The organism is Actinocrispum sp. NPDC049592, assembly GCF_040675465.1.
In the GTDB taxonomy this organism is placed as follows: Bacteria; Actinomycetota; Actinomycetes; order Mycobacteriales; family Pseudonocardiaceae; genus Kibdelosporangium.
The window spans coordinates 47,655-59,268 of the sequence record NZ_JBFAPA010000007.1; the positions used below are offsets into that span (position 1 = coordinate 47,655).

General features: G+C 68.7%; 6 protein-coding genes. 2 read left to right on the top strand and 4 right to left on the bottom strand.

Features of this window, described 5'->3' with window-relative positions; translation table 11 throughout:
• Positions 1–130: 130 nt before the first annotated feature.
• Positions 131–1,114, bottom strand: coding sequence for a LuxR C-terminal-related transcriptional regulator (locus AB0J95_RS19140; RefSeq protein WP_364758956.1), 984 nt, complete (start codon positions 1,112–1,114; stop codon positions 131–133).
• A 269-nt stretch (positions 1,115–1,383) separates the two neighbouring features.
• Here AB0J95_RS19140 and AB0J95_RS19145 point away from each other — a divergent pair, with 269 nt between their 5' ends.
• Positions 1,384–5,811 carry a S8 family serine peptidase gene (locus AB0J95_RS19145; RefSeq protein WP_364758958.1) on the top strand — a complete coding sequence of 1,476 codons (4,428 nt, stop codon included), beginning with the start codon at positions 1,384–1,386 and terminating at the stop codon, positions 5,809–5,811.
• A 50-nt stretch (positions 5,812–5,861) separates the two neighbouring features.
• Complete coding sequence (locus AB0J95_RS19150; protein WP_364759950.1) at positions 5,862–6,890, top strand: saccharopine dehydrogenase NADP-binding domain-containing protein; 1,029 nt, start codon at positions 5,862–5,864, stop codon at positions 6,888–6,890.
• Positions 6,891–7,641: 751 nt separating this feature from the next.
• Here AB0J95_RS19150 and AB0J95_RS19155 read toward each other — a convergent pair.
• From AB0J95_RS19155 to AB0J95_RS19165, 3 genes are read right to left on the bottom strand one after another with little or no spacing between them, the layout of a single operon-like run.
• Positions 7,642–8,187, bottom strand: coding sequence for a DinB family protein (locus AB0J95_RS19155; protein ID WP_364758960.1), 546 nt, complete (start codon positions 8,185–8,187; stop codon positions 7,642–7,644).
• Positions 8,184–10,769, bottom strand: coding sequence for an AAA family ATPase (locus tag AB0J95_RS19160; protein ID WP_364758962.1), 2,586 nt, complete (start codon positions 10,767–10,769; stop codon positions 8,184–8,186). Before AB0J95_RS19160 ends, AB0J95_RS19155 begins: the two co-directional genes overlap by 4 nt.
• A gap of 52 nt (positions 10,770–10,821) precedes the next feature.
• Positions 10,822–11,610 (bottom strand): alpha/beta hydrolase, encoded by a 789-nt coding sequence (locus AB0J95_RS19165; RefSeq protein ID WP_364758964.1) that lies wholly within the window; start codon positions 11,608–11,610, stop codon positions 10,822–10,824.
• Between the last annotated feature and the right edge of the window lie 4 nt (positions 11,611–11,614).

The following is an 11,614-nucleotide window of genomic DNA, read 5'->3' on the forward strand; positions in this document are numbered from 1 at the left end:
GGTTTTCCGCGATCTCCGCAGCTGTGTCCACATCTGACACGCCCCTCTCCGAGCGCGACGCGTGCCGGCCCTACGCCGTACTCGCGCCCTTCGGGGCTTTTGTTACTCGGTCAGAGCGAAAACACCGGTTTCAGATCCAACCGCGCTTGGTGGCCTGCCAGATCAGCTGAACGCGCGTGCGGACACCGGTGATTTTGATCAGGTCGTGTAACCGGCGCTGCACCGTGCGTGTGCTCAGCCCGAGCTGCGCGGCGATCGACTGGTCGGTGAGACCGGCCAGCAGCAACGACAACAGCCGCATGTCGCCGGGGGTCGGCTCGTCGCTGGTGCGGTCCTCGTCGAGCTCCCCGTTGGCGCCGATCAACAGTGGTGTGGAAGATGCCCACAGGGTCTCGAAAAGCGCGGCCAGCGCGTCCAGGAGTCCGCTTGGGTGAACGAGTACCGCCGAAGGTTCGCCGTCCGACTGGGCTTGCGCCACTGGGACCAACGCGAGGTCGTCGTCGGCGATCGCGAGCTTCAACGGCAGGTCCACCGCGATCCGGGCCTCCTCGCCCTGTTGCGCCGCATGCGTGACCATGTACGGGTCGCCGTTGAGCATCAACAGTTGCCGGTCATAGATGACCCGGTAGCGCACGCCGACCGCGAGCGCCTGGAACTCAACCTCGTTGTCCTCAGCGGAAACTGCGACAACTGGCGGCTTGACGAGCCCGCGGACCTCCTTGCGGGCGCTGCGCTGCAACTGGTCCACGCGCTGGGCGATCGCCTTGGCGCCGTGCACCAGCTCGATGAACTCGCCCGCCCCACGCAGGGCGGTGCGGCTGCGGTACTCGTCGGTCAGCTGCGCGATGCGCGCGCGGATCTCCTGCAACTCCTGCTCGCGGCTCTGCACCAGCGGCCCGAGCGCGAGATCCGGTGGGGTGGCCCGGTATCGCGGCGGTGGCCCGCTCACCGGGGAGGCCATGCCCTGGGATTCCAGTGCCAGCAACAGGGTCGTCGCCTCGGCGACCGAGGTGCCCAGCTGCTCGGCCAGTTCGGCGCCGGTGGCCGTCGGCATCCGCAGCAACATCCGGTAGGCGTGTTCCGCGACCCCGTCGAGACCGGCCACCTCGAGCATCGGCACCCCCGTGGTTGGTTCTTTTCCTGCTACTTCGTTTTCCGGCCAGAAAACGTGACGGAATCACGTCATGTCATCAGTCCGCCACCGAGAGCCATGGAGCGGAGCGTATCGGACTGCACACAATCCGAAAGATCCTCCGTGTCGGAGCCGTATCGGATTTGGGGGTGTCAGCGCAGGTCGGAGGGTCTGTTCACGTTTTCCGCCGGGCTACGGCGAATGGCGTAACCCCGGCCTTTTCACGGGTGAAACCGTGAGTCAGGAGAACTATGTCCACGCGTAGACGGAGCGGCGGGACACTCCGGGCGGCATTGACCGTCGTCCTCGCCTTCGTCCTTGCGACCGTGTATTCGAGCAATGCTTTCGGTGCCGCTGCTCCGAACAGCGGCACTCCGGTCACCGACCCGGCCACCAAGATCGACAAGGTGGTGCAGGGCAGTCTGACCCAGTCCGGCTCGGCCACCTTCTTCGTGGTGCTCAACTCCGAGGCCAACCTCACCACCGTGACCGCCACCGGGCGGGCCGGAACCCAGCGGACCAAGGACGTCTTCGCCGCGAAGACCGCGTTCGCCGACCGCACCCAGGCCGGCCTGCGCGACCTGCTCACCGCGCGGGGCGCGCAGTTCACGCCGTTCTGGATCGTCAACACCATCAAGGTGACCGGCGGCGACGCGGCACTGGCCGACGAGATCGCGGCACGTCCTGAGGTGAAGCAGATCGTGCCGGAACGGTTCCACGAGATCCCGCAGCCGAGCCCCGGCCAGACCGAGGCCCAGATCGACGCGGTCGAGTGGAACATCAGCCAGATCAACGCTCCCAAGGTGTGGTCGGACTTCAGTGACCGCGGTGAGGGCGTTGTCGTCGCGAACATCGACACCGGCGTCAGCTACCAGCATCCCGCCCTGGTCGGGAAGTACCGTGGCAACAAGGGCGACGGCACCTTCGACCACAACTACAACTGGTTCGACCCGTCGAAGGCCTGTGGCAACCCGTCGCTGGCCCCGTGTGACAACAACAACCACGGCTCCCACACCATGGGAACGATGGTCGGCGACGACGGCACCGCCAACCAGATCGGTGTCGCGCCGGGCGCGAAGTGGATCGCGGCCAAGGGCTGCGAGTCCAGCTCCTGCTCGGACACCTCGCTGCTGGCCTCGGGCCAGTGGGTGGTCGCGCCGACCGACCTCAACAACCAGAACCCGCGCCCGGACCTGGCGCCGGACGTGGTGAACAACTCCTGGGGCGGTGGCGGCAACGACACCTGGTACCAGGAGACCGTGCAGACCTGGATCGCGGCGGGCATCTTCCCGGCGTTCTCCAACGGCAACAGCGGTGCCCTGGGCTGCAACAGCTCCGGCTCCCCGGGCGACTACGCGATCTCGTACTCGGCGGGCGCGTACGACATCAACGGCACGATCGCCAGCTTCTCGTCGCGTGGACCTGGCATCGGCGGGATCGTCAAGCCGAACATCGCCGCGCCCGGCGTGAACGTCCGGTCGTCGCTCGGGTCGGGTGGCTACGGGACGATGAGCGGCACGTCGATGGCCTCCCCGCATGTCGCCGGGACGGTCGCGTTGCTGTGGTCGGCCGCGCCCTCGTTGGCCGGGGACATCAACGCCACCAAGGCCTTGCTGAACCAGACCGCGGTGGACACGCCGAACTCGCAGTGTGGCGGCGCGCCGGAGAACAACAACGTCTTCGGTGAGGGCAAGCTCGACGCCTTCGCGCTCGTCACCGCGGCGCCGAAGGGCCCGACAGGTGCCGTGTCCGGCACGGTCACCAGCGCGGGCAAGCCCGCCGCCGACGTCAAGCTCACGTTCGCCGGCCCGTCGTCGGTGGTCAAGACCACTGGTGCGGACGGCAAGTACCTCGCCGACAAGCTCCCGGTCGGCGAGTACACCGTGACGGCGACGAAGTTCGGCCTGGCCACCAAGCAGGCCAAGGTCACGGTGATCGAGGGCAAGCCGCAGATCGCCGACTTCGACCTGCCGCCCGCGCCGAGCTTCACCGTCAAGGGCGTCGTCAAGGCGGCCGACGGGACGACGCTGCCCGGTGCGGACGTCTCGGTGACCGGTGTGCCGATCGCCGCGGTGAAGACCGACGCCACCGGCACGTACACGCTGGCGAACGTGCCCGCGGGCAGCTACGAGATCACCGCGGACTACGGCCGCTGGCTGCAGCCGTCGCGCAAGACGGTTGTCGTCAACGGGAACGTGACCGCGGACTTCGTGTTGCAGCCCAAGGTCGACGCCTACGGCTACACGCCACGGCATGTCGCACCGTCCTGGGTGGACACTCCGACCGCGTTGGCACTGACCGGTGACAACGCTTCCACGAACGTCACCCTGCCGTTCCCGGTGACGTTCTACGGCAAGACCTACAAGAGCGCGGCCGTGCACACCGACGGCTACCTCGCGTTCGCCGGAACCGGTCTGCCCGGCGGGACCATCCCGTCGCCGACCGCCCCGAACGGCGCGATCTACGCGTTCTGGGACGACCTCGTGGTGGACGCGTCCGCGAGCGTGCGCACCGCGACCGACGGCGCCGCGCCGAACCGCCGGTTCGTCGTGGAATGGCGCAACGTCACGGTGAAGTCGGCGCCGGGCAGCCGGTTGTCGATCGAGCTGATCGTCACCGAGGGCGGCCGCGTGCAGATCCAGTACAACGGGATCGACCAGGCCAACCCGGCCGAGGCCGGTGCGGGCGCGACCGTCGGCCTGGAGAACGAGGCCGGCACCGTCGCACTGGCGTACTCGGTGAAGAAGCCGCACCTGACCGACTCCGTGGCGATCTCGGCGCGCGTGCCGAACACGGGCCTGGTCCGCGGCACGATCACCGACGCCAACGACAAGCAGCCCATCGCGGGCAGCACGGTGAGCCTGCAGCGTGCGGGCAGCACCGTCACCGCGGCGACCGACACGTCCGGCTTCTACCAGGCCGAGGTCGCGCTGGGCAGCTTCACCGTGGTGGCCGCGCGGGCGAGCTACGAGACCGCACGGGCGAACCTCACGATCGGCTCGGAAGGCGTTGTCCTGACCCAGGACTTCGCTTTGAAGACGCCGAACTTCGAGGCCAACCCGGCGTCGCTGGAGGTCATCGTGCCGGCCGGGGAGACCCGCAAGCGCACCCTGACCGTCCGCAACTCCGGCAGTGCCACCGGAACCTGGGAGTTCAAGGAGGTGTCCGGCGGTGCGCTCGGTGAGCCCGCCGCGGAGGCCGCCCGCAAGACCGTGCTGCCCAAGGGTTTCAACCCGAACGCCAGCACCTCGCAGGGCCTTCCGGTGAGCACCAAGGCAACCGTCAAGGCGAACAACGAGCCGATGGCCCCGGGCAACGTCCTGAAGCAGTTCCCGCTCAACGAACTGACCACGGGCTGGGGCGCCGGGTACAACGCCGGCAACCTCTACGCCACCGACGCGACCGCGCTGGCCATCGCCCAGTACGGCGTCGACGGCACCTTCGGGCGGCAGTTCCCGACGGCCTTCGGTGGCTGGCCGGGCGACCTGACCTTCGTGCCGTCCCGCGGCCTGCTCTGCGCGGTGACCGTGGGCGGCGACAACGGGATCCGATGCCTCAACCCCGGCACCGGGCAGGTCGTCAGCACGATCACGGGTGCCCCGTGGTCGACGATCTCGCAGCGTGGCCTGGCCTACCGGGCCGACGATGACACGTTCTACATCGGCGGCTGGAACCAGGGCATCATCTACAAGGTCAAGGGTCTGTCCTATCCGGACCCGGGCACGCTGGTGAGCCAGTGCTCGCCGGGCGGCAACCTGGCCGGCATCGCCGGTCTGGCGTACTCGCCGCGGGGCGCGCTGTGGATCGCGCCGAACGCCACGACCGAGGTGCTGACCGCGGTCAACCCGGACACCTGTGCCCAGATCGCCACCGTGGCCGACCCGAACCCGGCGGCGTTCACCGGGGCGGGCCTTGAGCTCGACGACACCGGCAACCTGTGGGTCATCTCGCAGACCACCGGTGGCAAGAGCACCGCGTACCTGGTCGAGTCGCCGATCCCGTCGTTCTCCGACGTGCCGTGGCTGTCCGAGAGCGTGACCTCGGGCCGCCTGGGCGCCGGTGGCGGGCAACAGGTCGACATCTCCATCGACGCGACCAACCTGCAACCGGGTGTGTACGGGGCGACGATCTTCCTCGTCACCAACGCGGCCAAGCGGTCGACGATCTCCATCCCGGTCAAGGTGATCGTGCCGAAGACCAGGATCGGGCTCGACGCCGGCGGCAGCGGCGGGGTCGACTCGCTCGGCGACACCTGGAAACCCGACCAGGCCTACTCCACCGGAGGCCAGGGCTGGCTCGGGCAGTCGTCCAGGGTGGTGTCCACCACGGAGGCCATCTCCGGCACCAACGAGCAGTCGCTGTACCAGACCCAACGGGAAGGCGCCTACGAGTACCGGTTCGACGGGCTCACCAAGGGCGTCTACCAGGTCGAGCTCAACTTCGCCGAGCTCGGCTGGACGGACCCGAACTCACGCCTGTTCGACATCATCATCGAGGGCAGGCTGGTGACACCCGCCCTGGATGTCGCCGGTGAGGTCGGCGGCTTCGCGGCGCTGTCGCAGTCGACGTTCGTCCAGGTCGACGACGGGACTCTGAACGTCCGGTTCGTCTCGCGGTCGGGTGCCCCGATCGTGAACGGGATCAGGGTCACCGAACGTCCCGACCGCACTGCTCCTTAGTGGGGTCGCCGTAGAAGCTACTCGTGGGTAGCATGCCGTGCATGACGTGGATGGTGTACGGCGCTAACGGATACACCGGGGAGCTCGTCGCGCGCCTGGCTGTGGCGCGCGGCGAGCGTCCCGTTCTCGCGGGACGCTCACCCAAGGTCGCCTCGCTGGCGAACTCGTTGGGTTTGCCGCACCGGATCTTCGACCTCGGCTCGGCTGTGGCCGGGTTGGAGGGGATGACCGCCGTCGCTCACTGTGCCGGGCCTTTTTCCGCCACCTCGCGGCCGATGGTCGATGCTTGTTTGGCCACTGGGACGCACTACTTGGACGTCACAGGCGAGATCGATGTGTATGAGGCGATCTTCGCTCGGTCTGCTGAGGCCTCGGCCGCGGGTGTGGTTTTGCTGCCTGGGTCGGGGTTCGATGTTGTGCCCAGTGACTGTCTGGCTGGGATGCTTGCCGCTGCCTTGCCTTCGGCTACTCACCTTCGGCTTGCTTTCTCTGCTGGGGGCGGGTTGAGTGGTGGGACTTTGCGGACGACCGTTGAGGGGATGGGCACTGGCGGTCAGGCTCGTGTGGACGGTCAGATCGTGTCCGTTCCCATGGCGCACAGTACTCTCACGGCGCATTTCCCTTCTGGGCCGCGTTCGGTCATCTCGTTGCCTTGGGGTGACGTGTCTACTGCGTACCACTCGACCGGGATTCCCAACATCACTACGCACATGGCTGTTGGTCTGCCGGGCGGACTGGTCAGCAGCGGTCAGCGCATTTTTGGTCCGGTTATGAAGACTTCGCTGGGGCAGCGGGTCGGGAAGGCGTTGGTGGGGTTGGTTAGCGGGCCGGGGGAGCGGCGGCGGGCTAGTACCCGTTCGGAGTTTTGGGGCGAGGCCAAGGATTCTTCTGGTCGTACCGCGACTGGCACTCTGGTCACGCCCAATGCTTACGCCATCACTGCTGACGCTGTTGTCCGGATCGCTACCGAGATTCAGGGGGTCAAGCCTGGCGCTCAGACTCCTGCTACCGCTTTTGGCCCGGACTTTGTGCGGACCCTTGACGGCGTCACTGTAGGGGCCGTTACCGTCACGTCTTAGCTTCTGGGTGGGTTTGTCCTCGCCGGACGGGCAGCACCACCCAGAGGGATGAGGACACGAAGGTGGGATCTGTTGCGCTTCGCGTTGGTGGGCCACCCACATCGGTGATGGCCTTGTGCGGCACTGAAATCACAGGTTGCGCCGGTGGCTCGGGCGGCCATCCGCACGGTTTCCACGAACGCATCGGCCGTGCGTTCGGCCTGGCACCGGTCATCGGCACGGTCGGCGGGACGCTGCTCGCCCATCTTGATGACGGGCTGCAGGAGGTGCTGTGTCCCTCCAAGCCTACGAAGAACGGGCTGCGCAGGCCGGTCGCCATCACTATCTCCTATGACGATCTGCTGCGGGATCTCGATGACCGTATCCTCGTCGGGCCTGACAGATACATGACCGCCCGGGAGGCTCGCGGATCGCCTGCGACTGCCACGTGTTCCCTGCTGTGCTGGGCAGCAAGTCCGAACCTCCGGACATCGGGGTCGGCTCCTATGTCGTACTTGCCCACATCCGCCGGGGCACCCCGCAGTTCATCCAGCCTGCCTACATCGATCCGCACCGCCGCCCCAGAACCAACTCGGCCCGAAGATCCCTCCCCGCCGCATAACCCCAGGGATACCGCATCCCTGGGGCCGCAAGGGTGTGTGTTGAGCACCAGGCGGAGCCCAATTTTGGACTTGCCCGCTACTCCTGCCGAGGCCGCCGACGGGACCGATGTCAAACCGAACCGCGCCCCAGCCCATGGAGCCCCCGGGGATCAGAGGCCGATGGCGCCGTCGATGCGTTCGCGGAGGAGGTCTGCGTGGCCGTTGTGGCGGGCGTACTCCTCGACCATGTGGATCAGGACCCAGCGCAGGGAGACCTCGCCGCGCCAGGTGTCGAAGCCGGTGATGTCGAGGGTGGGGGCGCGGGAGACGAACTCCTCGGCGAAGTCGACCTCCTCGCGCCAGGCGGCCCACGCTTCGGCCAGGAGGGTGGGGTCTGGGGTGGCGTCGTCGAAGTCGCCGTCCGGGTTGGCGGGGGATGTGAAGCGGGGCTTGGCGTCCTGGTTTCCGGCTAGGACTTGGCGGAACCAACGGCGTTCGACGTCGGCGAGGTGGCGGACGAGTCCCAACAAGGACAAGGTGGAGGGTTCCGCGGATCGGCGGGCCAGTGCGGTGGCGTCGAGGCCCGCGCATTTCAACCGCAGTGTGGTGCGTTGGGAGTCCACGAAGTCGATCAGCAGGGTCCACTCGCCCGCTGTCGCGGGTACTGCGAACCGGGTGTCCGATCCTGGTGCCTTGAACAGGTCCGCCCGTCTCAATCGTCACCGTCCACAATGTCACGGAGTTGCGCCCGGGTGGTCACGCCGAGCTCAGGGAAAGCCTTGTACAGGTGGAAAGCCACGGTGCGGTGGGAAAGGAACAGGCGCTCGCCGATCTCGCGGTTGGTCAGCCCCTCGGCGGCCAGCCGGACGATCTGGCGGCGTTGTGGGGAAAGACCGGCGAGCGGGTGCTCCTTCGTGGGGGTGACGGCGATTCCGGCGGCGCGCAGTTCGGCGCGGGCGCGTTCGGCCCACGGTTCGGCGCCCAGACGCTCGAAGATCTCGCGGGCGGCGGTGAGGTTCGTGCGGGAGTCGGCGATCCGGCGTTGACGGCGCAGCCACTCGCCATAGTCGAGGCGGAGCTGAGCGCGTTCGAACGGCCACCGCGCGCCGAGCGGATCCTCAAGAGCGGCAAGGAAATACTGTTCGGCGTCGACCGGGTCGGCGAGCAACGCCTTGGCCCGTCGGAGGATCTGGGCCAGCCGAGGTGAGCCGGGGGTGGGGATGTTCTTCACGATCATCCGCGCGTCCTCGAGATGGGCAGGCCGGGCGGCGGCCGCGAGGTCCGCGATCCCGTAGTATGACAGGTGGTAGTGCACGGGCGCGCCCACGGCGTCGAACATGTCCCGGAAATGTTGGTACGCCTCATGATCACTCGCCGCCATCCCAGCCGCCCATCGAGCGCGGACGACGATGGCGGTGACTCCCGCAGGTTCGGCGGCGGCGAGCAGGTCCGTGATCGACGGCGTACCACCGGAAAGCGCGTCGATGCAGGTGTGTACCGCGAACGACAGGGTGTTGGCGAGGGTGGGGTCCGTGCGGAACTCGGCGGCCAGTTTCTCGGTCGTCAGCCTCGCATCCTGCCAGTGCCCGGCCTCGAACAGTGCCATCCCAAGGTGAGCTGCCGCTGTTCCACCTTGGACAGTCGACGCGTCCTCCCGTGCGGGGTTGGCGAGCCGGTCGAGGACGGCGATCGCGGTGGTGGTGTCGTCGACCACCAACGCGGTGCTGCCCAACGTGGTCAGCTCACCAGGGTCGCCCTGCGCGACGGCGGTGGGGAGCTGGTTGCGCACGGTGGCGCCGTTGCTGAGCGGGTCGAGGGCGCCGAGCAGCCACAGCCGCACGAACTCCGGCGGCGCGTCGAGCCCGGTGAACACCTCGTCGAGCTGGTTCCGGTACTCGGCCTTGCCCGTGTAGTAGGCGTTGATCCCGGCGAGAACCGCTGCGGTGTAAGCGATCCGGCCGTGCTCGGCGGACCTCCGCGCGGGTGGGAGCAGGAGGGTGAACGCCTCGTCGGGACGCATCCGGAAGGTCGCCGCTGTCCCGGCCATCTGGCTGAGCCACACCGCGGTCGCCGGCTCGTTGGTGAGCTGCTTGGCCTCGTTGGTCAGCTCCTCGGCGCGGGGCATGTCCCCGGCGATGATCGCGATCACCGCCGCTTTGGCCAGCCGCCGCCCGTGCTCATCGGGATCGGGGCTCAGCTGCCCCGCTCGTTCCAGCGCGTGCATCGCGGACGTCATGGCGCCACGAGTGAACGCGCGGTCCGCGGCCGCTTCCAATAACGCCGCGACCGTCTCGTCTGGCGTGACCGTGGCCGCCGACAGGTGCCACGCCTTGCGGTCGTCGTCAAGCACCGCGGCCAACGCGAGGTGGGCCTGGCGGCGCGCACCGAACGGAGCCGCGCCATAGATCGCGGACCGCACGAGCGTGTGCCGGAACTGGATGGTGCCGTGGTCCAGCCGAACCAGCCCGGCGCGCTCGGCGGCCCACCACACGTCCACATCGGCGCCGGTCGCCGCCTGCACGACCGCGAGGTCCGTCGTGTCCGCGGCTGCCGCGATCAGCAGCGCCCGCTGGGTCGCCTCGGGCAGGTCCGTGACGTGGGCCGCGAACGTTTGCTCCAGGCGTTCCGTCAACGGCCCGTCGTCGCCGGACGGGCCCAGTTCGACGAGCGCCAGCGGGTTCCCGGCGGCGGTGGCCAGGATCTGGCGGCGGGCGTCACCGGCCGGCGGCTGGGGCTGGGCGTCCAGGAGTTGCTCGGCGGAGGCGGGGTCGAGAGCGGACAGGATCAGGGTCGGCAGCGGCTGGGGTTCGCGGGACGCGGCGAGCAGGCCGATCGGTTCCCCGTCCAGCCGCCGGGCCAGGAACGCCACTACGTCCGCGCTGCCCGGGTCGAGCAGGTGCATGTCGTCGACGACCAGCAGCAGCGGACCCGCGTCGGCGACATGCGACAGCAGGGTCAGCACGGCGAGGCTGATCAGCATCTTGTCCAGGGGTGCGGGCTCGGTCTGCGTGCCGAACGCGGTGACCAGCGCGGTCCGTTGCCGCTCGGGCAGCGCGTCCACCTGGTCGAGCACGGGCCGCAGCAGCTGGTGCAACCCGGCGAACGGCAGCTCCCGCTCGGCCTCGCTGCCGCGCGCGGTGAGCACCCGGATGCCCTGCTCACGGGCCTGGCGGACGGCTTCGTCGAGCAGGACGGTCTTGCCGATCCCAGGCTCACCCCGCACGACCAGCGCCCGCGACCCGGTCAGCACCTCGCCGATCCGTGCCAGGTCCCGCTCGCGCCCGATGATGTCGTCCATGCCATGGGCAGCCTATCGCGGGTGCGCGCCCGCGACAGGCGTCCACAGTGGATCAGCGGGCCGCCGCGCGGATCAGCGCCTCGACGTCGTCGGGGTGCGAGATCATCGCCACGTGCGAGGCCTTGACCTCGACGGTGTGCGCGTTGGCGCGCTTGGCCATGAACCGCTCGGCCTCGGCCGGGATGGCCTTGTCGTCGCTGGCGACCATGTACCAGGACGGCACGGTCTTCCAGGCGGGTTCACCGGACTTGCCGTCGCCCGCGGCGAGCGTGATCGGCCGCTGGGTGGCGGCCATCAGCCGGCTGGTCTTGTCCGGCAGGTCGGCGGCGAACACCTGGTGGAACTTGGCCGGGTTGATGTACGCGTCGGTGCCGCCACCGGGGATCTGCCGGGGCAGGATGTTCGCCGGCAGCAGGCTGCCCGGGAACTTGCCGGTCAGCTCGAAGATCGACTCGCCCTGCTCCGGGGCGAACCCGGCGATGTACACCAGCGACTTGACGTTCGGGTGACCGACCGCCGCGTTGCTGATCACCGCGCCGCCATAGGAGTGACCGACCAGCACCACCGGACCCGGGATCGACGCAACCACACTGCCGATGTACTCGGCGTCGGTGTGCAGGTCCCGCAGCGGGTTCGCCGGCGCGATCACCTCGTAGCCGTGCCGCTCCAGCCGCTCGATCACCCCGTTCCAGCCCGCCGCGTCCGCGAACGCACCGTGCACCAGCACGATCGTCGGTTTCGGGCCGTGGCCGCCGGTCCCGTCCGGGGCCGCCGCGGCGGGGCTGACCATCGCGGCCAGCACGGCCAGCGCCGCGAGCACGGCCAAGGGCCTCAGTCTCATGTCA